Origin of the sequence: Mesorhizobium sp. B2-3-15 (assembly GCF_006442875.1) — a bacterium.
Lineage (GTDB): Bacteria > Pseudomonadota > Alphaproteobacteria > Rhizobiales > Rhizobiaceae > Mesorhizobium > Mesorhizobium australicum.
Window position 1 is genome coordinate 203,946 of the sequence record NZ_VFVO01000006.1, and the last position, 22,372, is coordinate 226,317.

Annotated in this window: 19 protein-coding genes and 1 tRNA gene; 4 read left to right on the forward strand and 16 right to left on the reverse strand. The window is 63.2% G+C overall.

All coding sequences use genetic code 11. The features are described 5' to 3' along the window. Window positions 1-10: 10 nt before the first annotated feature. The 12 genes from FJ954_RS14600 to FJ954_RS14660 all read right to left on the reverse strand — a co-directional run bounded on the left by FJ954_RS14600 (window position 11) and on the right by FJ954_RS14660 (window position 14,623). Window positions 11-1,639: a GMC family oxidoreductase N-terminal domain-containing protein gene (locus FJ954_RS14600; RefSeq protein WP_140661769.1), complete on the reverse strand. Its 1,629-nt coding sequence runs from the start codon at window positions 1,637-1,639 to the stop codon at window positions 11-13. A gap of 12 nt (window positions 1,640-1,651) precedes the next feature. Further along, on the reverse strand, window positions 1,652-2,413 hold the full coding sequence (locus FJ954_RS14605) for a 3-ketoacyl-ACP reductase (RefSeq protein ID WP_140661770.1): 762 nt from the start codon (window positions 2,411-2,413) through the stop codon (window positions 1,652-1,654). A 205-nt stretch (window positions 2,414-2,618) separates the two neighbouring features. Further along, window positions 2,619-4,136 carry a GMC family oxidoreductase gene (locus FJ954_RS14615; RefSeq protein ID WP_140661772.1) on the reverse strand — a complete coding sequence of 506 codons (1,518 nt, stop codon included), beginning with the start codon at window positions 4,134-4,136 and terminating at the stop codon, window positions 2,619-2,621. Between the two features lie 107 nt (window positions 4,137-4,243). After that, window positions 4,244-5,359, reverse strand: coding sequence for an ABC transporter ATP-binding protein (locus FJ954_RS14620; protein WP_015315821.1), 1,116 nt, complete (start codon window positions 5,357-5,359; stop codon window positions 4,244-4,246). A 4-nt stretch (window positions 5,360-5,363) separates the two neighbouring features. Further along, window positions 5,364-6,308, reverse strand: coding sequence for a carbohydrate ABC transporter permease (locus FJ954_RS14625; RefSeq protein ID WP_140661773.1), 945 nt, complete (start codon window positions 6,306-6,308; stop codon window positions 5,364-5,366). Further along, entirely contained in the window at window positions 6,305-7,255 is a 951-nt protein-coding gene (locus FJ954_RS14630) for a sugar ABC transporter permease (protein ID WP_015315823.1), read from the reverse strand. Before FJ954_RS14630 ends, FJ954_RS14625 begins: the two co-directional genes overlap by 4 nt. An 88-nt stretch (window positions 7,256-7,343) precedes the next feature. After that, entirely contained in the window at window positions 7,344-8,597 is a 1,254-nt protein-coding gene (locus FJ954_RS14635; protein ID WP_015315824.1) for an ABC transporter substrate-binding protein, read from the reverse strand. Between the two features lie 58 nt (window positions 8,598-8,655). Continuing rightward, window positions 8,656-10,167: an aldehyde dehydrogenase family protein gene (locus FJ954_RS14640; RefSeq protein ID WP_140661774.1), complete on the reverse strand. Its 1,512-nt coding sequence runs from the start codon at window positions 10,165-10,167 to the stop codon at window positions 8,656-8,658. A 17-nt stretch (window positions 10,168-10,184) separates the two neighbouring features. Continuing rightward, window positions 10,185-10,961: an enoyl-CoA hydratase/isomerase family protein gene (locus FJ954_RS14645; protein ID WP_140661775.1), complete on the reverse strand. Its 777-nt coding sequence runs from the start codon at window positions 10,959-10,961 to the stop codon at window positions 10,185-10,187. Continuing rightward, on the reverse strand, window positions 10,954-12,555 hold the full coding sequence (locus tag FJ954_RS14650) for an acyl CoA:acetate/3-ketoacid CoA transferase (RefSeq protein WP_140661776.1): 1,602 nt from the start codon (window positions 12,553-12,555) through the stop codon (window positions 10,954-10,956). Before FJ954_RS14650 ends, FJ954_RS14645 begins: the two co-directional genes overlap by 8 nt. Beyond that, on the reverse strand, window positions 12,552-13,568 hold the full coding sequence (locus tag FJ954_RS14655) for a Gfo/Idh/MocA family oxidoreductase (protein WP_140661777.1): 1,017 nt from the start codon (window positions 13,566-13,568) through the stop codon (window positions 12,552-12,554). The genes FJ954_RS14650 and FJ954_RS14655 overlap by 4 nt, the downstream gene beginning before the upstream one ends. Further along, the gene (locus FJ954_RS14660; RefSeq protein WP_140619360.1) at window positions 13,565-14,623 is read right to left on the reverse strand and encodes a LacI family DNA-binding transcriptional regulator; all 1,059 of its coding nucleotides are present in this window, start codon (window positions 14,621-14,623) and stop codon (window positions 13,565-13,567) included. The genes FJ954_RS14655 and FJ954_RS14660 overlap by 4 nt, the downstream gene beginning before the upstream one ends. A gap of 238 nt (window positions 14,624-14,861) precedes the next feature. Here FJ954_RS14660 and FJ954_RS14665 point away from each other — a divergent pair, with 238 nt between their 5' ends. Next, window positions 14,862-16,016, forward strand: a complete 1,155-nt coding sequence (locus FJ954_RS14665; protein WP_140661778.1) for a dihydrodipicolinate synthase family protein — start codon at window positions 14,862-14,864, stop codon at window positions 16,014-16,016. Window positions 16,017-16,106: 90 nt separating this feature from the next. Here FJ954_RS14665 and FJ954_RS14670 read toward each other — a convergent pair. Continuing rightward, window positions 16,107-16,181, reverse strand: a tRNA-Val gene (locus FJ954_RS14670). Between the two features lie 115 nt (window positions 16,182-16,296). Continuing rightward, the gene (locus FJ954_RS14675; RefSeq protein ID WP_006199474.1) at window positions 16,297-16,659 is read right to left on the reverse strand and encodes a response regulator; all 363 of its coding nucleotides are present in this window, start codon (window positions 16,657-16,659) and stop codon (window positions 16,297-16,299) included. A gap of 162 nt (window positions 16,660-16,821) precedes the next feature. On the opposite strand from FJ954_RS14675, the gene FJ954_RS14680 reads away from it, so the two are divergent. Both FJ954_RS14680 and hisN read left to right on the forward strand, forming a co-directional pair. Beyond that, a complete protein-coding gene (locus tag FJ954_RS14680) occupies window positions 16,822-17,763 on the forward strand; it encodes an N-formylglutamate amidohydrolase (RefSeq protein ID WP_140661779.1) in 942 nt (313 codons plus the stop codon). Between the two features lie 371 nt (window positions 17,764-18,134). Next, window positions 18,135-18,908 carry a histidinol-phosphatase gene (gene hisN, locus FJ954_RS14685; RefSeq protein ID WP_140619367.1) on the forward strand — a complete coding sequence of 258 codons (774 nt, stop codon included), beginning with the start codon at window positions 18,135-18,137 and terminating at the stop codon, window positions 18,906-18,908. A gap of 137 nt (window positions 18,909-19,045) precedes the next feature. On the opposite strand, the gene FJ954_RS14690 is transcribed toward hisN, so the two are convergent. After that, entirely contained in the window at window positions 19,046-20,023 is a 978-nt protein-coding gene (locus FJ954_RS14690; protein ID WP_140661780.1) for an alpha/beta hydrolase, read from the reverse strand. 479 nt (window positions 20,024-20,502) lie between these two features. On the opposite strand from FJ954_RS14690, the gene FJ954_RS14695 reads away from it, so the two are divergent. Further along, window positions 20,503-20,970, forward strand: a complete 468-nt coding sequence (locus FJ954_RS14695) for an Hsp20 family protein (RefSeq protein WP_013893124.1) — start codon at window positions 20,503-20,505, stop codon at window positions 20,968-20,970. A gap of 80 nt (window positions 20,971-21,050) precedes the next feature. On the opposite strand, the gene FJ954_RS14700 is transcribed toward FJ954_RS14695, so the two are convergent. Beyond that, a complete protein-coding gene (locus tag FJ954_RS14700) occupies window positions 21,051-22,103 on the reverse strand; it encodes a low specificity L-threonine aldolase (protein ID WP_140661781.1) in 1,053 nt (350 codons plus the stop codon). Between the last annotated feature and the right edge of the window lie 269 nt (window positions 22,104-22,372).

Sequence of the window (22,372 nt, forward strand, 5' to 3'; positions counted from 1 at the left end):
TTACCACTCCCTATGCAGCACGATTGCCGGAAAACACTGCCGGCGGCAGCGGCTCGCGGCCGAGGATCAGGTCGGCACCCTTTTCGCCGACCATGATCGTCGGCGCATTGGTGTTGGAGGAAGGCACGCGCGGCATCACAGACGCATCGCAGACGCGCAGCCCCTCGATGCCGCGCAGTCTCAGGTCCGGCGTCACCACCGCCATCTCATCATGGCCCATGCGGCAGGTGCCGACAGGATGGTGATCGGTCTTGGAGGTGCGGCAGGCATAGTCGATCAGCTCATCGTCGCTGGCGAGCGACGGGCCGGGCAGCACCTCGCGCAGCACGTAAGGGGCAAGCGCCTTCTGCCGCATGATCTCGCGCGCCAGCTGCAGCCCTCTCAGCGACATGTCGCGGTCATAAGGATCGGACCAGTAGTTGGGGTCGATCAGCGGGTGGTCGGCGGGATCAGCGCTTTTCAGCCGCACCGTGCCGCGTGAGCGCGGGCGCAGGAAGGCCGAGTTCAAGGTGACGCCCGGGTTTTTCAGCTTCTCGACGCCAGCCTCGATGCCGGAGCCAAGACCCAGATGGAACTGGATATCGGGCGAGGCGGCGGTCGGGTCGGCATACCAGAAGCCGCCCGTCTCGAACAGGCTGGAAGCCACCGGCCCCTTCTTCAACAGCAGATATTGCAGGCCAGCCCAGGCCGTGCGGTGCAGCTTGGCGTAATTGTCATAGGTGTGGTCGCCGGTGCATTCGGCGATGACGAACAGGTCGAGATGGTCCTGCATGTTGGAGCCGACGCCGGGCAGGTCATGCATCGGCGTGACGCCGACCGATTTCAGATGGTCGGCCGGGCCGATGCCCGACTGCATCAAAAGCTTAGGCGAACCGATGGCGCCGGACGAGACGATCACCTCGCGGTCGGCGCGCAGGATTTTTGTCTCGCCGCCCGGCCTGTCGACCACCTCGACGCCGATGGCGCGACCGTTCTCGACGACGATGCGGGTGACCAGTACGTCGGTCCTGACGGTGAGGTTCTTGCGAGCGCGGATCGGCCTGAGATAGGCGACCGAGGCGGAGGAGCGCCGGGCATCCTTCTGGGTCAGCTGGTAATAGCCGACGCCTTCTTGGGCAGCGCCGTTGAAATCCGGATTGAAGGGAATGCCCATCTCCTGGCCGGCGCGGAAATAGGCTTCGCAGATCGGCAGCGGCGCAATCGGGTTCGAAACGCCGAGCGGGCCCTGGTCGCCGTGGAAATCGTTGGCGTAGCGCTGGTTGTTTTCGGCCCGTTTGAAATAGGGCAGCACGTCGCGGTAGCCCCAGCCGGCCAGCCCTTCCTCCTTCTCCCAGGCGTCGTAGTCGCGCGCATTACCGCGCGTGTAGATCTGGGCGTTGATTGAGGAGCCGCCGCCGACCACCTTGGCCTGCGTGTACCAGAAGACGCGGTCGTTCATGTTTCTCTGCGGCACCGTCGACCAGCCCCAGGACGCAATGCCCTTGGTCATCTTGGCAAAGCCCGCCGGCATGTGGATATAGGGATGCCAATCCTTGCCACCGGCTTCGAGCAGCAGCACGGAGTTGGAGGGATCCTCGCTCAGCCGGTTGGCCAGCACGCAGCCGGCAGGGCCGGCGCCCACGATGATGTAGTCGGTCATTGTCTCATCCACTCACAGCCGAGGCACGGAAAGCGCGCCGTCGACATTGATGATCGAACCGGTCGAAAAGCCCAGTCTCCCGGCAGCGAGCGCGGCCACCATGGCGCCGATGTCGGACGCTTCGCCCCAGCGTTTCGCCGGCACCAGGCCGCCGTCTATCAAAGCGTCGTATTTGGCGGTCACGCCCGCCGTCATGTCGGTGCGGATAATGCCCGGCCGCAGCTCGAACACGCCGATGTTTTCCGGGGCGAGCCTGAGCGCCAGATTCTTCACCCACATCGAAAGCCCTGCCTTCGATATGCAATATTCGGAGCGTTCCGGCGAGGCCATCTCGGCGCTGACCGAGGTGATAGTGATGATCGATTTCGCTTCATCGCTGGGCTGGCGGAGCATCGCCTTGGCGACCGCCTGGCTGAGAAAGACGGTGCCCCGCAGGTTGACGCCGATCGCGCGGTCGAAATTGTCGGGTTTGAGGTCGAGCAGGTCGCCCCGCACCACGGCGCCGACGCCGGCATTGTTGACCAGGCAATCGATGCGGCCGAAGGCGCGCATGGCGGTTTCGACCAAGGCGGCGTGGCTGGAAAGATCGGCGATGTCGCAGCTGACATAGGCGAATTTGGCGCCGCGTTTGGCGACGTCTTGCGCAAGCTCGTCAGCGGGTTTCGCGGCAACATCGGCGACAAGGATGTCAAAGCCGGCATCAGCGAGTGCCTGAGCGCAGGCAAGACCAATTCCGCGCGCGCCGCCGGTGACGATGGCTGCGGGGCGGGTCATCGGATACTCATCCTTATGTCAGCGCCGCCCCTCATCGCCCTGCCGGGCACTTCTCCCCGTATAGTGACGGGGAGAAGGACGCTGTTATCGCCTGCTTCACCATGCGCCAGCATTGCAGAAAAAGTGCCGAGATTGCGGCCAGCGTGCTTCTCCCCGTTTACGGGGAGAAGGTGCCGGCAGGCGGATGAGGGGCGGCGCTGACCGATCATGCGGCGAGGTCCGTCTTGCGGATGTGCTCGGCGACGCGCAGCGCCTGGGCGGCGATCGACAGCGCCGGGTTCACGGCGGCCGAGTTTGGCAGAAAACCGGCGTCGACGACGAACAGGTTCCGGTGATCGAAGGCACGGCAGAACGGATCGAGCGGCGACGTCGCCGGATCCTCTCCGATTTTCACCGTGCCGCACTGGTGCGAGGGCGTGCGTTTGTCGAAAGGGCGCGACAGCACCAGGGGATAACCGCAGGCGCGAAAATTCTCGCGCATCACCTTGGTCAGCCCGTCGAGCGACTGCATGTTGGAGCGCCGCCATTGCATGACGATGTCCTTGCCGTCGGCCATGATGCGGCTTTCGGGATCTGGCAGGTCCTCGCACATCAGGTACCAGTCGACCGCATGGCCGGCCATGAAATCGAGCGCGAATTTCGGCACTCGTTTCACATTGGCCTTGAGCATGTTGCCGTCGATCTTGCCGAGAAGCTGGACATTGCCGAGCGGTTTGCCGCCCTTGCCGTCGGAGAGGTAATAATCGTTGAGCATCAGCGTCTTCTGGTAGACGGCATCGTTCCGGCGGCGCGGATCGATCGCCAGCATGGCGCTCGAATTGTGGTTCATGAAGTTGCGGCCGACCTGGTCGGAGCGGTTGGCCAGGCCCTTGCCGCCCCCCTTGCCATTGCTGGGTGAGGGCGAGCGCAGCAGGATGACCGCTGAATTGACCGCGCCGGCCGACAGGATGACCAGTTTTGGCGACAGCTTTTTCAGCTCGCCGCTCTGGCGGTAATGAACCGCTGATACGGTTTTACCGTCCGGAGCAGTCTCGAGATATTCGACATGGGCGCCGGTTTCGAGCTTGATGTTAGGATCGTTCAGTGCCGCCGCCAGCGGTGCGGTCTGGGCGTCCATCTTTCCCTGGCCAGTGTTCGGAAAAGCGTCCCAGCCGGTCCTGCCTTCTCTGAGCCAGGTGTCGATGTCGACGCCGAGCGGCAGCGAGGCCGGATGCAGGCCCAGCCGCTTGAGCTCGGCTCGGGCACGGGCGATCGGCGCCTCGTCGGGCACAGGCTTATAGGCATAGGGGACCGAGTGGAACGGCTCGGTCGGGTCTTCGCCAAGCGCGCCGCGGACGCGAAAAAGCTGCTCTGCCCTGGAATACCAAGGCTCGAATTCGTCATAGGAAAACGGCCAGGGCGGCGAGACGCCGCCGAAGTGCTCCATGGCGGAGAAATCCTCTTTGCGGTAGCGGATCAGCACCGCGCCGAAGAATTTCGAATTGCCGCCGACATAGTAGTAATTGCCCGGATTGAAGGACGCGCCACCGGCCTCGCGCCACATCTCCTTCGGCCGGTAATGGCCGTCGACGAAGATCGAGCGCGTGTCGCGCGCATGCGGCGTTGCCGGCAACGGCTCACCGCGTTCCAGTATCAGGATCGAGGCGCCACTGCCGGCTAAGCCGGAGGCGATCGTGGCGCCGCCGATGCCGGAGCCGATGATGACGATATCCGGGTTTGTCATGGCCTAAAGCGCGCCGCTTTTGAATGGACACATGCGACGCGCTTTAGGTCTATTGTCTTGATGCATGTCGTTGCCCCAAAACCGGACCCACTTTTGGGCGACGCGCATTAGCGAATACGGCTCTGGGTCGCCGGATCGAAGAACACCGCCTTGGTCAGGTTGAAGGCGAGCGGCGTGTTGGTGCCGGGCTGGATGTTGGCATCTGCGCGCAGCCGCGCCACCACGCCTTTACCGCCGAGGTTGGTGACGGCGAAGGTATCGGAACCGGCCGGCTCCACAACCTCGATATGGCAATCGGCGGTGGCGATTTGCGAGGCGTTGCGCTCGGCGCCTTCCGGATCGGTGAGCGCCTCCGGACGAACGCCGAAGATGACCGGCTTGCCCTTGAACGCCGACAATCCGGCGGGGGCATTGGCCATCGGCAGAGTGATCGGCTGGCGTGCCTCGCGATCGAGCACGACGGCCAGGTCGCCGCCATTGCCGTCGATGGTCGCCGGGATCAGGTTCATCGCCGGCGAACCCATGAAGTCGGCGACGAAGACATTGCTGGGGTTGTTGTAGATCTCGGCCGGCGTGCCGAATTGCTGCACCTCGCCATCGCGCATGACGGCGATTTTGGTCGCCAGCGTCATCGCCTCGATCTGGTCGTGGGTGACATAGACGATGGTTGTGCCGGTGGTGGCATGCAGGCGCTTGATCTCGATGCGCATGTCGACGCGCAGCTTGGCGTCGAGGTTGGACAGCGGCTCGTCGAACAGGAACAGCTTGGGGTCGCGTACCAGCGCCCGGCCCATGGCGACGCGCTGGCGCTGGCCGCCCGAAAGCTGGCTCGGCTTGCGGTTCAGCAGATGGCCGATCTGCAGCACCTTGGCCACCTTGTCGATCGCCTTCTGGCGTTCGTCGGCCGGCACGCCGCGCATCTCCATGCCGAAGGAGATGTTCCCGGCGACCGTCATGTTGGGGTAGAGCGCGTAGCTCTGGAATACCATGGCGATGTCGCGCTTGGACGGGTGCAGATCCGTGATGGTGCGGCCATCGACGCGGATATCGCCGGAGGTGATGGTCTCCAGTCCGGCGATGGTGTTGAGCAAGGTGGATTTGCCGCAGCCGGAAGGACCGACCAGCACCAGGAAGCCGCCCTTTTCCAGTTCGAGATTGATCCCCTTCAGGATCTCGACCTGGCCGAAACGCTTCCTCAGACCATCAATTTCCAGAAAAGCCATTGGGTTATCCTTTGACCGCGCCCGCCATCAGGCCACGCACGAAGTAGCGGCCGGCGAGCACGTAGACGAGAAGGGTGGGCAGTGCCGCGATCATCGCGGCCGCCATGTTGACGTTGTATTCGACGACGCCTGTCGAGGTGTTGACGACGTTGTTGAGCGCCACCGTCATCGGCATGGCGTCGCCGGTGCCGGCATAGGCGGAGGCGAACAGGAAGTCGTTCCAGATGTTCGTGAACTGGTAAATGACGGTGACGACGAAGATCGGCATCGAATTCGGCAGCATGATGCGCCGAAAGATCTGGAAGAAAGAGGCGCCGTCGACCTGCGCGGCCTTGACCAGTTCGGTCGGGAACGCCTCGTAATAGTTGCGGAAGAACAGCGTGGTGAAGCCGATGCCGTAGACGACGTGGACGAACACCAGGTTCACCGTCGGGTTGCCGAGGCCGAAGCTGGTTCCGACCGTGTTCTGCAGCGTCACGCCGAACCGGCCGAGGCTGCCCAGGATCGTCGCCATCGGCAGCAGTACCGACTGGAACGGGATGAAGCAGGCAAACAGCATCAGCCCGAACACCAGGGTCGCGCCGCGAAAACGCCATTTGGTCAGCACGTAGCCATTGAGCGCGCCGAGCATGGTCGAGATCAGCACGGCCGGAACCACCATCTTTATGGAGTTCCAGAAATAGCCCTTGATGCCGGCGCAGGTGAGGCCTACGCAGGTCTCACCCCAGGCCTTCAGCCAGGGGTCGAAGGTCGGCGCCTTTGGCAGCGCCAGCATGTTGCCGTTCTGGATCTCGTCCATGGTCTTGAACGAGGTCACCAGCATGACGAACAGCGGCATCAGGTAGAACAGCGCAAACAGCGCCAGAAGCCCGTAGATGACGATGCGGTTGACAATCTTGACGTTGACGCCGCCGCTGGCCCGGCGGGCGGGAGTGGTCACGGCGCTCATCGCGATTTCTCCCTAAGTTCCGAATAGAGATAGGGCACGATGATGGCGACGATGGTCATCAGCATGATCACGGCGCTTGCCGAACCGACCGCCATTTCGTTGCGCTTGAAGGTGTATTCATACATGAAGTTGGACGGCAGCCAGGCCGAGCCGCCGGGGCCGCCGCTGGTCAGTGCCACGACCAGGTCGTAGGATTTGATGGCAAGGTGCGCGAGCACGATGAAGGCCGACAGGAAGATCGGCCGCAAGAGCGGAATGACGATGCGGCGATAGAGCTGGAAGGTGGTGGCGCCGTCGATCTGCGCCGCCTTCATGATCTCGCCGTCAATACCGCGCAGGCCGGCCAGGAACATCGCCATGATGAAGCCGGAGGCCTGCCAGACGCCGGCGATGACCACGGTGTAGATGACGAAATCCTTGTTCTTGATCCAATCGAAATGGAAGCTCGTCCAGCCCCATTGATGCAGCGTCTGTTCAAGACCGAGGCCGGGGTCGAGGAACCATTTCCAGGCAACGCCGGTGACGATGAAGGAGAGCGCCATCGGATAGAGGTAGATGGGGCGCAAAACGCCTTCGCCGCGAATCTTCTGATCGAGCAGGATGGCCAGGAACAGGCCGAGCGCCAGGCAGATCAAGATGTAGAGAAAGCCGAAAATGCCCATATTGGTGATCGACGTGTACCAGCTCGATGGCGGGTCGGTGTCGAAGGTCCAGCCCCACAATCGCTGATAGGCGCGTGCGCCTGTTATGGCATAGGACGGGAAGGTCTTGGAGTTGGTGAAGGACAGATAGATCGTCCACAGGATGAAGCCGTAGACGAAGACGATGGTGATGGCGAAGCTCGGCGCCAGCACGATCTTGGGCAAGGCATCCTGCAGGCGCGAGCGCACCGAGGTGCGCGACCGCTCCGGCGTCAGCTTGATCTGGGTTGTCGCTACACTGCTCATGGGGTTCCTCCCGTCGGCATCCGGCCGATCGGCCTCACGGACCGGAAACCTTCCCCGCCGGAGCGGGGAAGGTGTTTGTGGCCGGCGCTTACTTGGCGTCGTCGATCGCCTTGACCAGTTCGGTCACGGCTTCGTCCGAGGTCTTGATCTGACCGTGGACGAACTTCGAGACGACGTCCTTATAGGCATTGGCGACAGCCGGAGGCGCGCCATAGCCCTGGGCCAGCGAGCCGAACAGCGTGCCGCCTTCATTGGCCTTCTTCAGGTCGGCGATACCCTTCTTGCCGCAAGCGTCGAAGTCGGTGTCAGGCACGTCGGTGCGGGCCGGAACCGAACCCTTGACGACGTTGAAGGCCGACTGGAAGCTCTTCGACAAGGTGGCGGTGGCCAGAGCGATCTGGGCGGCCTTGCGGTCGTCCGGAACGTTGAACATGCCGAACATGTCGGAGTTGTAGATCACCGAGCCGTCGGTGCCTGGGAAGCGATAGCAGAGGAAGTCCGTACCCGGTGTCTTGTTGGCGGCGTGGAACTCGCCCTTGGCCCAGTCGCCCATGACCTGCACCAGCGCATCGCCCTTGATGACCATCGCGGTGGCCAGGTTCCAGTCGCGGCCAGAGAAGTTCGGGTCGACATAGGTGACGAGCTTGGCCAGATTGTCGAACGACTTCTTCATCGTGTCGGACTTGAGCGACGCGTCGTCGAGGTCGTTCATCGCCTTCTTGTAGAACTCAGGTCCGCCGGTCGACAGCACGACGGAATCGAACATGGTCGCTTCCTGCCAGTTCTGGCCACCAAGCGCGAGCGGGGTGACCCCGGCCGCCTTGGCCTTGTCGAGCAGGGCGATGAAATCGTCGAAGGTCTTAGGCTCGGTGCCGCCGATCTTGTCCATCACCGCCTTGTTGATCCACAGCCAGTTGACGGAGTGGACGTTGACCGGAGCGGCAACCCACTTGCCGTCATAGACGGAGAACTTCTGCAGCGCGGCCGGAACCGACTTGTCCCAGCCTTCCTTCTTCGCCGTCTCTGTGAGGTCGCCCATCACGCCGGCAGCGGCATAGTCGAGCACGGTGTAGCCGAGCATCTGCGAGGCGGTCGGATAGTTGCCGGCCGCGACCATCGCCTTCAGCGCGGTCATGGCGGCATCGCCGCCGCCGCCGGCCACGGGAACGTCCTTCCAGGCATAGCCTTCCTTGGCCAGATCGCCCTTGAGCACGTTGAGAGCAGCTGCTTCGCCGCCCGACGTCCACCAATGCAGCATCTGCACTTCCTTGACGTCCTCGGCATGGGCCGCGAAAGCCAGGCCCGAAGCGAGCGCCGTTCCGATAAGCAGTTTGCGCAACATGTACTTCCTCCCTTGTTGCATTACACGACCGGTGGCAGCCCACCGGGTTCTTCCCAACTCAGCCGACCCACCAACCGGTGCGCTGGCCGCGATGAAACTGGATTGTCTTTTCCTCGGTATAGTCCTCGACAGCGCGTTTGCCGAGTTCGCGGCCCAAGCCCGACTGCTTGTAGCCGCCGAACGGCAGTTCTGGATAACCTTCCATGAACGTGTTCACCCAGACAGTCCCCGAACGCACGCCCCGCGCCACCGACATGCAGGTGTCGATGCTGGCGCTCCACACACCCGCCGACAGACCATAGGGCGTGTTGTTGGCGATGCGCAACGCCTTTTCAATCGATTCAAAAGTCAGCACAGAGAGCACCGGCCCGAACACTTCCTCGCGCGCGACCGTCATGTTTTCGGTGACGTTGCGTAAGATCGTCGGATCGAGATATTGGCCGGCATTGGAAGGGCGTTGCCCGCCGCCGCTGTAGATACTGCCGCCCTCGCTCGCGGCAGCCGCGACGTAACCCGTCACCTTGGCCAGATGGTCGGACGAAATCATCGCGCCGACCTTGGTTAGGTCGTCGAGCGGATCGCCCACGGTTACCCTGGCGGTCAATGCCTTCACGGCGCCCAGGAAGTCGTCGGCGATCGCCTCATGCACGATCAGCCGGCTGCCGGCATTGCAGCACTCGCCGGCGTTGAAGAAGCCGCCGAATACCGCGGCATCGGCTGCGGCTTTAAGATCGGCATCGGGGAAGACGATCTGGCCGTTCTTGCCGCCGAGTTCCATCGAAACCTTCTTAAGGGAATTCGAGGCCGCAGCCATGGTCATCTTGCCGACGCGGGTGGAACCGGTGAACGAAACCATCTCGACCAGCGGGTGGCTGACCATCGGCGCGCCGACATCGGCGCCGAGGCCGGCGAGGATGTTGACGACGCCAGCGGGAACGCCGGCTTCCAACAGGATATCGCCGAGCACGAAGGTCGAGGCAGACGTCATTTCGCTTGGCTTGACCACGGCCGTGCAGCCGGCGGCGAGCGCGAAAGGCAGTTTCTGGCTGACGATGAGGAAGGGGAAATTCCACGGCGTGATGATCGAGACGACGCCGATCGGCTCGCGCAGCACGACGCCCAGCATGGCATCGCCAAGATTGGCGTAGCTTTCGCCGTGCAACGTGCGGGCGAGCGAGGCGGCATAGCGCCAGATGTCGACGGCGCCGCCAATCTCGCCGCGCGCCTGGGCGATCGGCTTGCCGGATTCCAGCGCATCGAGCCGGGCGATGTCTTCCAGCCGGATCTCGATCAGGTCGGCGGCCTTGAGCAAGATCGCGGCGCGTTCGGACGCTTTCATGCGCGGCCAGGGGCCGGTCTCGAAGGCCCTGTGCGCCGCCTGCACCGCGGCTTCCACTTCGGCAGCACCCGCCTGAGCATAGTGTGAAACCATGAAGCCGTGGCCGGGGCTCTTGCGTTCCAGCATGCGGCCATCGCGGGCATCGACATGCTTGCCGTCGATCAGAAGCTTGTATGCCTTGGGGGCCACGGAGGCCTCGGCAGGCATGGAAATCTTCAGAGGTGCATTCATGTGATTTCCACTCTGTCCTACGAACGCGAAAACACGGGCTTCTGCTTGGTCTTGAAGGAGCCGACGCCGGCCTTGAGATCGCCGGTGAGCGCCATGAAGCCGCTGGCCAAGGCTTCTGTTGCAGCGGCGCTTTCCTCGCCTTCCGCCACCGCAATCATCAGCTTGGCGGCTTCGGTGGCCAGCGGTCCGCGTTCGGCGATTTTTTCAGCCCAGATCCTGGCTTCATCCGAGGCCTTGTCGGTTTCGACGACGCGGTCGACGACGCCTAGCGCAAGCGCTTCCGGCGCCAGAAAAATCTCGCCACCGACAGCCATGCGACGCACCGTCTGGGCGCCGAAGCGACGCACCGCGCGCTGCGTGCCGGACCAGCCGGGGACGACGCCGATCGAGGTCTCGGGGAAGCCGAGCTTCACCTGCGTTTCCGCTACGCGGAAATCACAAGCCACAGCCAGTTCCAGCCCGCCGCCGAGCGCATGGCCGGACAGAACGGCGATGGTCGGTTGCCGCAGCCGCGCCAGTCGGTCGAAGACACGGTGGCCGTAGCGCACCCATTGCACCTGGAAATCGGCGGCGCTCATGCTCCCCCAGGCCTCGACGTCGCCGCCGGCGCAAAACCCCTTGCCTTGGCCGCATATGAGGACGACGCGGACATGCTGATCGCTTTCCGCCTCGTCCAGCGCCGCTTCCAGCGCGCGCAGCATCGGGATATCGAGCGCATTGAACTTTTCCGGACGGCGCAAGGTGACAATGCCGATCGCGCCATCCTGCTCGAAGGTGACGAGGCGCTCAGCCATGCGCGCCTCCGAACGAGGCGCCGCCATTCAGCGACAGGCCGATCGGCCGATCCTGGTAGAGTGCCGCCGGCGTTACCTTGAGGTCGTTGGCTACATTGAGCGGGATCTCGGCCTGCGCCAGCACATCGCGCTCGAGGTCGATGCCCGGCGCCAGTTCCGTCACCATCAGCCCATCGGGCGTCAACTTCATGACGCAGCGCTCGGTGACATAGGTGATGTCTTGTCCCTGCGCGACGGCGCGCTTGCCGGAGAAGGAGATGTGCTCAACCTCCTCGACGACTTTCTTGACCTTGCCTTCCGCGTCGATGCGGATGCCGCCATCGGCGAGCGACAGCTTGGCCCCGGCATTGAAGAAGCCGGAAAAAACGATCTTCTTCGCCCGTGACGTGATGTCGACGAAGCCGCCCGCGCCGGCGGTGACATGCGGCCGCGCCGAAAGCCTGGACACGTTGACCGAGCCGTGGCGGTCGATCTGCAGGAAGGAGAGCAGCGAAGCGTCGAAGCCGCCGGCCTGGAAATAGATGAACTGGTGCGGCGAGGGCATGATCGCCTCGGCGTTGGAGGCGCAGCCGAACTTGAAGTCGAGCAACGGCACGCCGCCGACCGCGCCCTGTTCGATCAGCCAGGTGACCTTGCCGTGCTGGCCTTCTTCCAGAAGAATACGCGGCACGTTGGCCGAAATGCCGAAGCCGATGTTGACGGCCATGCCGTCGCGAAGCTCCATGGCGACCCGGCGCGCGATCACCTTTTGGACATTCATCTCGGCATTGCGGAAGCTCGACAGCGGCCGGAAGATCTCGCCGGAGATCGCCGGATCGTAAGGCGTGAGCGTGGTCTGCAACTGGTCGGGCGCGACGACGATGTGGTCGACCAGCACGCCCGGCACGCGCACATCATGCGGCTTCAACGTGCCGTTCTCGACGACGCGTTTGACCTGCGCGATGACGATGCCGCCATTGTTGCGGGCGGCGAGCGCCTGCTCCAGCCCGCCGAGATAGGCCCCCTCATGCTCGTAGGTAAGGTTGCCGCGCTCGTCAGCCGTGGTGGCACGGATGATCGAGACCTGCGGCACGATGGCGCGGAAATAGAGCCATTCCTCGCCGTCGAATTGCTGCACCGACACGATCGGCTCGGCGGCGGCGGCGTTCATGGCGCAGCCCTGGTGGCGCGGGTCGGCGAAAGTGTCGAGGCCGACCTTGGTCAGCACGCCCGGTCGCTTGGCGGCGGCCTCTCGGTGCATGTCGAACAGGATGCCGGACGGCACGTTATAGGCGGCAACCGCATTGTCGCCGATCATCTTCCAGATTTGCGGCGGCTCGGCGGAGGAGGGACCTGACGGATAGGAGCCGCACAGCGTACGCTTCAAGAGGCCGGGCTTCGCCAGATGATCGATGCCCTTGATGCCATACATGTCGCCGGCGGCGATCGGGTGCAGCGTGGTGATATCCTTCGGATGGCCCTCGCCATCGAAGCGTTCGCCGATCGCGGCGAGCACGGCGTCTGGACAGCCGAGGCCGCTCGACGAGGACACGGAGACGACCATGCCGTCCTTGATCAGGCTGGCGGCCTGCGCCGATGAGACGACCTTGCTCAATTCATGCTCCCGAGTTTCGGGTCGATCTTGACGGTCCTGCCGGAAGCCGCCGATTGCAATGCCGCCTCGGCCGAGGCGAGTGACCAGATGCCGTCCTCGCCGGTGGCGGAAGGCTGGCCCTCGCCACGGACCGCGGCATGGAACCCGCGTACCGACCTGGCGTATAGATCCTCGCGGTCGAAGCTCAACTGTTCTTCGCCGCTGGCGGTGCGCAGGAGGACCGAGCCGGCCGGCTTCTGCGTCATCACATCGCGGGCGATGAGCGAGCCCTGCGAGCCGTGCACCTCGAAGCCGGTGTCGGCAAACCTGGTGGTGAACCCCTCATGCGATTGCGCGATGAGGCCCGATTTGAAGCGCCAGACGCACATGGCGCCATCTTCCAGCCCGCTCCCGGCCATGCCGGCGGATTGCGTGAAAGCGGAAACCTCGACCGGATCGTCGCCAAGCACGAAGCGCAGCGTGTCTGCATCGTGCACGGTGATGTCGAGCACCACCCCGCCGCCCGCCTCGGGCCTGGCGATGCGCCAGCCCTGCAGGTTTTCGGGCAGGTAGACGGAATGGAAGACACGCGCGGCAATGGGGTTGCCGATGCGGCCCGCGGCAACGGCGTCGCGCATGGCACGGTGCGCGCCGGCATTGCGCAGATGATGATTGGTACCGAGCACGATGCCAGCCTCCTTGGCCGAAGCGACCATCTTGCGCGCGTCATCGCTGGTCAGCGCCAGCGGCTTCTCGCACAGCACATGCTTTCCCGCCTTGGCGGCGGCCAGCGCCTGTTCGAAATGCAGTTCATTGGTGGTGGAGATGTAGACGGCGTCGATGTCCGATCCGAGCAAGGCGTCGAGATTCGATACGGCGGCTGGAATGCCATTTTCCCTTGCATAGGCCGTGGCGCGTTCCGCGCTGGAACTCATGACAGCCGCGATCTCGCCATCGGGTTGAGCGCGAATGGCATCGATCATGAATTGCCGGGCGATCGTGCTGGCGCCGATCAGCCCCCATTTGACGCTCATGGCGCGGTTCCCGCTGCCACGGGCCTTTTTCGCGTGCGGCGATCCGGGCCGCAGCTTTCCCTGACCACGAGATTGACGGCGCCGACATGATCCTCGGCCCGCGTGGTGCGCGACTGGATCATCTTGATCATGACGTGGGCCGCGCGTTCGCCGAGACCGGCGGAGTCCACCGCTACGCTGGTCAGCGGCGGCATATAATGTTCGGCCTCGACCACATCGTCGAAGCCGACGACAGCGAAATCCGCGCCCGGCTCAAGTCCGCGCTTGCGCAGCGCCAGCATGACGCCAAAGGCAACGGCATCGTTGAAGCACAGCGCCGCGGTCGGCGGCTCGGCCATTGCCAGCGACGTTTCCAGACAGGCCATGCCGCCCTTGCGGTTGGTCTCGCCCTCGATGATAAGCGCATCGCGGGCGTCGATGCCGAGCGTCTCGCAGGCCTCGCGAAAGCCGCCCAGGCGCTCATGATAAACGACGAGGTCGGACGAACCGCCGAAGAAGGCCAGGCGGCGATGCCCCTTGCCGACGAGATGCGAAGTCGCGAGATAGGCGCCCCGATGATTGTCGGGAGCAATCACCGGAATGCGGCTTTCAGGCAGCCGGCGCATGGCGAAGGCAATCGGCAGACCGGCTATTTCCAGCCGCCGGAACGCCCCTGGCGTCGTGCCGCGCGCCGGGGAAACGATGAGCCCGGCGACGCCCTGTTCCATCAGAGACTTCAGCACTTCTTCCTGGCGCACCGGATTTTCGGCAGTGTTGGCGATGAAGGGCACGATGCCGGCCGACTGGAAGACCCGCTCCATGCCGACCGCCATCTCGGCGAAGAACGGATTGGTGAGGTCGTTGATGACCATGCCGATGACGTTGGAGTGGGCCTTGCGCAGATTGGCGGCGCCGCGGTTATAGACATAGCCGACATCCTCGATCGCCTTGCGCACCTTGACCGCGGTTTCGGGGCGGATCAGGCCGCTGCCCTGGAGCACGAGCGACACCGTCGATTTGGACACGCCTGCTTCGCGGGCGATGTCGAAGATCGTCGCCTTCGGCCGGCTGGCCATCCAGATATCCTCCCCGGTTTTTTCAATCGAATTTATTGGAACGTTCTAATCCTTGCTCCGAGGATGAGTCAATCAGGATTTTTCTCTAGCAAGAGCAGCAGGTCATATGTGGTCAAACGATTGCTACCCAAGGGGTCGTTTGTGTTGCAACGCAGCATCGCTGGCCGTCCATCTCAAACCTTAAAGGTTCTTGATTTATTGGAACGTTCCATTTAGGAGACACGAAAGGGAGAGATCCATGGACATTGCCTTGCCTGGCGAGGGTGGCCGCAGCACACCCTACGCGCTTGTCGGACAGCCGGTCCAGCCGGTGACCGGCGCGCGGTTTTCGCGCATCGCCTATGCCGCCGCGCATGTCGTCGCCGATCCGCTGGGAATGACAGATCCATGGTCGCGGCCCGTTGTCGATTGGGACAGGACGATGGCGTTTCGTCATCATCTATGGCGGCTCGGCTTCCGCATCGCCGAGGCAATGGACACGTCGCAGCGCGGCATGGGTTTCGATTGGACGAATGCGCAGGAATTGATCCGCCGTTCAATCGCGGAGGCGCGGACCGTCGCTGGCGCCGATCTCGCCTCGGGTGCGGGCACCGACCATCTGGCGCCGTCGAAGGCCCGGACGGTCGACGACGTGGTCGCCGCCTATGAGGAGCAGTTCGCTTTCATCGAAGGCCAGGGCGGCAAGGCGATCATGATGGCCAGCCGCGCGCTGGCGGCCGTGGCGAAGGGGCCGGACGATTACGCCCTGGTTTACGACCGCATATTGGGCCAGGCCTCCGGCAAGGTCGTCCTGCACTGGCTGGGCGACATGTTCGATCCGACCTTGAAAGGCTACTGGGGCAGTGACGATTTCGAGACCGCGCTCGATACGGTGATCGCCATCATGGAGCGCAATGCCGGCAAGGTCGAAGGCATCAAGATATCGCTGCTCGACGCCGGCAAGGAAGTGGCGCTCAGGAACCGGCTGCCGGACGGCGTGATGATGTTCACCGGCGACGACTTCAATTATCCCGAGCTGATCGCCGGAGACGGCAAGCGGCACTCGCATGCGCTGCTCGGCATTTTCGACGCGATCGCACCGGTCGCCAATGCCGCGCTGGCGAAGCTGGCTGCCGGCGATCGTGCCGGCTACGACGCGCTGATGGCGCCGACCGTGCCGCTGTCACGAAAAATCTTCGAGGCGCCGACTGAATATTACAAGGCCGGCATTGTCTTCATGGCCTGGCTCAATGGCCACCAGGACCATTTCTCGATGGTCGGCGGCATGCAGTCGGCGCGCGGCATCCGCCATTATGCCGACGTCTTTCGCCTCGCCGACCAGGCAGGATTGCTGGCCGACCCCGACCTTGCCATTTCGCGGATGAAAAACCTGTGTGCCGTCGCGGGGGTCTAAACGCGTTTCGCGATCGGATCACCCGTCGTCCATTCCGGTGAGCGCCAGGACGCTCGCGCCATTATGCAAGGTCCGAATATCTGGGTTGGATGGTGGGCGTGACAGGGATTGAACCTGTGACCCCTGCAATGTCAATGCAGTGCTCTCCCGCTGAGCTACACGCCCATCCGAAGCCGCGCATACACCATTTTTGGTCAGGCGCGTCAATAGCAGGAAAAGAGGAAAAACACGTCGTCCCGCCGCGGCTGTGGACCGACGCCGGCGGCTTGCGAAAGGCGGTTCAGGCCGCCTGCAGCATCTTCTCGACCTCGTTGACCAGATCGCGCAGGTGGAAGGGCTTGGACAGCACCTTGGCGTCTTTCGGCGCCTTGGAATCCGGGTTCAGCGCGACGGCGGCAAAACCGGTGATGAACATGACCTTGAGGTCGGGATCGATTTCGGTGGCGCGACGCGCCAGTTCGATGCCGTCCATCTCCGGCATGACGATGTCGGTCAGAAGCAGCGAGAACGGTTCCTCGCGCAGCCGCTCATAGGCGCTGGCGCCGTTGTCGAAATCGCTGACCTGATAGCCGGCGCGCTCCAGCGCCTTGACGAGGAACCGACGCATATCGTCGTCGTCTTCCGCCAGAAGAATGCGTGCCATGTTATCCCGTCCGAATCACCCGCCGGAGACTGCCGTGGGGCAGGCCCGTTAACCATCCTGTATATGAGGAGGTGAGAGTAAACATCAAGTGAACGCGGACGCGCCTGGCCCACATTTGCCCAGCCGCACGACCGCCGAAATGCTGGACATGCGGCCAGCAAGGTGGCAGTTTCATGCCATGATGCACTGGTGTTTTCGGGTTCGTTCAAATTGAAGACGGCAGCCGAGGATTTTTCGGTCTTTCCACCCTTCGAAATCCGGTCGGGCGCCGAGCAGCGCGTCCCCTTCCTTTTCAACTCGCCGCATAGCGGCCGCTACTATCCCGAACGCTTCCTTGCCATGGCAAGGCTCGATCGCAATGCCATCCGCCGCTCGGAGGATTGCTATGTCGACGAGTTGTTCGGCGGCGCCGTGGCGCTCGGCGCGCCGCTGCTGGCGGCGAATTTCCCGCGCGCCTATCTCGACGTCAACCGCGAGCCATGGGAACTCGACCCGCGCATGTTCGCCGAGCCGGTGCCGTCCTTCTGCAACATCCGCTCCGCGCGCGTGGCCGGCGGGCTCGGCACCGTGCCGAAGCTGGTGGGCGAGGGGCTCGACATCTATTCGGGCCGCTTGCCGCTCGCCGAGGCGGTTGCCCGCATCGAGGCCGTCTACAAGCCCTATCACGAAACGCTGAAGCGGCTTTTGACCAGGACCCACGCCCGGTTCGGCTTTGCCGTGCTGATCGATTGCCATTCGATGCCGGCGGGCATCCGGGTCGGCGACAACGGGCTGCGGCCGGATTTCATCATCGGCGACCGTTTCGGCATCTCGGCCACCGCGGCCCTGACCGAAACCGCGATCGGCCTGTTGACCGCGATGGGCTATACGGTTGCCCACAACAAGCCTTACGCCGGCGGGTTCATCACCGAGCATTACGGCCGTCCGGCGCGTCATTTGCATGCGCTGCAGATCGAGATCAATCGCGGGCTCTACATGAATGAGCGGACATTCGAGAAAGCCGCCGGCTTCGACGCGCTGGCCGACGATCTGACGCGGTTTTCAGCGGACCTGATGGCGATGCCGGACCATCATTTCATCGATCTGCCGCTGGCCGCGGAGTGAAGACCACGCCTTGTCTCATGCGTGCCACCGCCCAAGATTTTTGTGTGCTTCTTTGGACGGCCCGCTCCAGGAGCGGCCGTGAAAAAAAGACCGCATCGTTTGCACGATACGGTCGAAGTCTAGGGAGGAAACGCCCAAGGAGGGCATGGACAGGAAACCCTGTCCGAGATTGAGGGTATTGTGCAGCGCACAAATGTCAAGCGACGTTTAGGCTTTTTTAATTCAGAGTGATGTGGAAATTGCGTTTCGATGACGTTGGAGTGACATTCCGGCAACAATTGTCGCGGCGGATAAATCGATAGACAAGCTTGTCTTGGCGGGGAAGTCGCGGCAAGCCCCGGCTCGGGCGCGCTGCAAAGCGGGAGAATCAGTTGGACATCAGCATCGATTTCATGCGCCGTATCGCGCAAGCGGCGGCGGCGGAGACCTTGCCGCGCTTCCGCGCCCAGGGCGCGGTCGCCAACAAGGAAAAAGGCAGTTTCGATCCGGTCACGGAGGCCGACCGCGAGGCCGAGCGCGCCATCCGGGCGCTGATATCGGCTGAGTATCCCGACCACGGCATCCTGGGCGAAGAGCACGGCAGCGAGAACATCTCCAGCCGGCATGTCTGGGTGATCGATCCGATCGACGGCACGCGCGCCTTCATCTCCGGCCTGCCGGTGTGGGGGACGCTGGTCGGGCTGACGGTCGATGGTGACGCGGTCGCCGGCATGATGGCCCAGCCCTTCACCGGCGAGCTGTTCTACGCCAACGCCTCCGGGTCACATTATGAGGGGCCGGGAGGGCCCCGCAAGCTGACGACCCGCAAGACGACGAAGCTGGCCGAGGCCACGTTGTTCACCACAACGCCGGCCCTGTTCAAGGGCGAGGCACGCAATCGCTATGACGCGTTCGAGCGGCAAATCCAGCTCGCCCGTTATGGCGCCGATTGCTATGCCTTCGCCATGATCGCCTCGGGGAGCGTCGACATCGTCGCCGATCCTGGATTGAAGCCCTACGACATCGTGGCGCTGATCCCGATCATCGAGAAGGCAGGCGGGGTCGTCACCACCTTCGACGGCGGGCCCGCGGAGAATGGCGGCGATGTTCTAGCGGCCGCGACACCGGAGCTTCATGCCGCCGCCATGGCTGCCCTGCGCGGCTGACATCGCCTCCGGCCGGCGGCTCTCGACCGCTGGAATGCCGCCAGCGTACGCCCATAGGTCTGCCTGAACGCCGCCAGCGCCTCCTTCCTGAAAAAGGGAGTGTCAGCTACACCCTCTCGCGGAAGAGCCGCGGCCCGTCAGGCTGTCGGGTCATCTGAGCCGGGGACGAAGGCGTCGAAGGCAGCGAGGAATTGTTCGCGGTAGAGATCGGCTTCCTGCAGGATTTCGTGCTTGGCACCGTCGATCATCAACAGCGAACCCAGCCGTAGATTTCTCGCATATGCCTCCACCGCCCTGGTCGAGACGACCTGGTCGGCGCCGGCGGCGATGATCAGCAGCGGCACCTGAATGCGGGCCATGAAGTCGGGGTCGCTGATGGCTGCCGACGCCTTCGCCGCCGCCTGCAGCCAGCGGATCGTCGGGCCGCCGAGCGCCATTTGCGGATATTCTTCATAAATGCGCGTGTTACGGCGATAGCGTTGCGGATCCGATGTCACCTTGTTGGCTTCGAAGGGCAGCGTGTGTCTCGGCCTTGGACCCCAGGCGGCATAGAGCCAGCCGAGCCCCAGGGCGCAGAAAAACGAACAGATCCGGCGCACCGTCCCTATCGAGACCGGCAGGTCGGGCAATGTCAGGAACGGCGCGATCAGCACCATGCGCCGCACGCGGTTTACCATCGACGGCGCGGCAAGCAGCGCGATCACAGCGCCGGCCGAATGGGCGAGGATATAGTACGGTCCGCGGCAGTCCGGCAGCACGATCTCTTCGAAGAACTGCTCCAGGTCAGCCGTATAGTCGCGGAACGACCTGACATAGCCACGCTGGCGATCGCGGATCAGCCTGTCCGAACCGCCCTGACCGCGCCAGTCCAGGATGGCGACACCAAAGCCACGCGCGGCAAGGTCACGGATGGTCTCGAAATATTTCTCAATGCACTCGTTGCGGCCGCCAAGCAGCACCACGGTGCCCCGCATCGGCCGCGCCACCGCGGCGAACAGGCCATAACGTATTTTCTTGCCGTCACGCGTGGTGAAAAAGCCGCCGGTGGCGTTTTCCGGTCGCGGATTGCCCTCGGTTTCGTGGAAGAGCGGAGTGTCGTGGAAAAGATCCGTCATTCGGCGCTTTGTGCTCGGCGTCCTTGCGCGCCAGCCGGTCGCGGCTGGCCTCGTCACGGTGATAGACGCCAACACATCAAAAGCAAAGCAAATCCGGGTTATTGAGGGCTGAGACGGGTCAGGCCGGAAGCGGCTTTGAGCGCGCTTCCGGCCCCTGTCGATCCGGGAGGAAGGGACGTTAACACCCGGTTCGGCCTCGTTGCGGCACCTTCGCAGATCCGGCGCCGCCAATCCTTAATCTTGAAGGCCACTTTAGCGCTGGCTGTCTGAACGGGCGCCGAAGCACCGGTTCATCTGCCGTTCATCAAAGGTTGGCCGCCTCGTTCTTTTTTGCCGTCAAACGAAACTTGAAATGCTTTCGAGCGCTCCCCAGATGTGGGTTGCGGTCGCCAATCGGGGCCGCTGGTCCTCCCGAAACGCCGCTCGCGGGTTTCGCACCGACCATACGCAAACCATGTTGCTCAACAGGAGAACACCTCATGCGTCACGTTGATTTTTCCCCGCTTTACCGTTCGACCGTCGGCTTCGACCGTCTCTTCACCATGTTGGATTCGCTTGCGCAGCCCGACGGCGCGCAGACCTATCCGCCCTATAACATCGAGCGCACCGGCGAGGATTCCTATCGGATTTCGATGGCCGTCGCCGGCTTCTCGGACGAGGAAATCTCGATCGAAGCTCACCGTAACGTGCTGACCGTGAAGGGCGAGCGCAAGGACGAGGGCACCGGCGAGGGTTCCGAACTGCTCTATCGCGGCATTGCCTCCAGGGCCTTCGAGCGCCGCTTCCAGCTTGCCGATCATGTTGAAGTCGTCGGCGCCGCGCTGAAGAACGGCCTGCTCTTCGTCGACCTCAAGCGCAACATTCCCGAAGAGCTGAAGCCGCGCAAGATCGCGATCACCTCGGCTCCGGCCAAGGCCAAGCAGATCGAGGCCAAGACGGCAGCCTGACGACCGCATAAAATCTAAAGTCTCCTCCCGAGACGGAAGCGGCGCCGCGAGGCGCCGCTTTTTTGTCCGAAGATTGACTGTTATCCGGCGATCAGCTGGCCAAAGCGGTCGACTTCCTCAGTCGTCGTGGCAAAGCTGGTGACGAAGCGATAGAGCAGTTCGTCCTCGCCGATATGGCCGTCAAAACCATGCGGCCTGTGCCAGTCATAGAAGGCCGCGCCTGCCGCCTGCAGTCTGTCTGCTTCGGTTTTCTCGATCACCGCGAACACCTCATTAGCCTGCGGCAGCCAAGCGAGCTTTGCCGTGGCCGAATCCTCGATCGCCGCCGCCAGGCGCGCGGCCATGGCGTTGGCATGCCTGGCGGTGTCGAGCCACAGCCCGTCCTTGAAATAGGCTTCGAACTGCGCAGCGACGAAACGCGACTTCGAAAGCAGCTGTGCGGCACGCTTGCGCAGGAAGGCCAATTCCTTGGCACGGTCGAGGTCGAACAGCACGATCGCCTCGGCACACCAGCAACCGTTCTTGGTACCGCCGAAGGACAGGACATCCACCCCGCGTTTCCAGGTCATTTCGGCCGGCGTGGTGTCGAGCGCGGCCAGCGCATTGGCAAAGCGGGCGCCATCCATGTGCAGTGGCACGGAATGCTGTTTGGCTATGGCCGAGATCGCATCGATGTCGTCCAGACCATAGACGGTGCCGACCTCGGTCGACTGGGTGATCGAGACCGCCATCGGCCGGCCCCAATGGACGACCTCGCTTGCGAAACGGCCGATCGCCCTGTCCAGATTGGGCGGGTCGATCTTGCCCAGCGGACCGTCGACGGCGTGCAGCCGCGAGCCGCCGGAAAAATACTCCGGCGCGCCACATTCATCCTCGATGACATGCGATTCTCGGTGAGCGAAGGAAATGCCGCCCGGCTTGTTGAAGGTGGTCAACGACAGCGAATTGGCGGCGGTGCCGGTTGCCACGAAGAACACCGCGACCTCGCGTTCGAATATTTCACTGAAGCGCTGATAAACCGCCTCGTCGAGGGTGCTGTCACCATAGGCGGTGGCAAAGCCACCGGCCGAGGCAGACAGGCTGGCAACGATATTGGGATGGGCGCCTGCCCAATTGTCGGAAGCGAAGAACATGTATCTGCCTATGTTGGGGAAATCAGCCGGAGTTGACCGGTTTAACGCGCCGACCGCAAGGGCCAGGCGCCGGAAAACCGTTGAAGCCAGCCAACGTGGCGGCAAGCGTCCGCGACTTAAGCTTACGCTTTTCCTCCACTCCGCGTAATTTTATGTCGCGGAAGCTCCAAGTTTTTTGTGAATCGGTCTTGTGCGCGTTTAGGAATTCTGCCATAAAAATTTAGGACAGTAGTGCTGTCTTATTTTGTCGCACAAAACAGGGCCGGATT